The organism is Paenibacillus sp. TSM33 (assembly GCF_056099025.1).
The window spans coordinates 1-366 of sequence record NZ_JBLZXB010000044.1; the positions used below are offsets into that span (position 1 = coordinate 1).

Annotated in this window: 2 rRNA genes; both read right to left on the reverse strand. The window is 47.5% G+C overall.

What is annotated here, in order from left to right:
• Window positions 1-103 (reverse strand): 5S ribosomal RNA (gene rrf, locus ACN6NF_RS25755); the annotation flags it as partial.
• Window positions 104-256: 153 nt separating this feature from the next.
• Window positions 257-366, reverse strand: a 23S ribosomal RNA gene (locus ACN6NF_RS25760); the annotation flags it as partial.

Sequence of the window (366 nt, forward strand, 5' to 3'; positions counted from 1 at the left end):
TACTCTCCCAGGACCCTGCGGTCCAAGTACCATCGGCGCTGGAGGGCTTAACGGTCGTGTTCGGGATGGGTACGTGTGGAACCCCTCCGCTATCGCCACCAAACATGAATTTGCTTCGCAAATTCTTCCGTAAGGTTATTCGGTTCATTACAGATTGTGTGAATGAATAACCATACAATTGTCGTATGTACTTCTACATACCTTCAAGGTGTTACACCCTGAAAACTGGATCCGAAACTTCATTGCGTCTTATCTTTAGGATAAGCCCTCGACCGATTAGTATTGGTCAGCTCCATGCATTACTGCACTTCCACCCCCAACCTATCTACCTCGTCGTCTTCAAGGGGTCTTACATACTGGGAAATC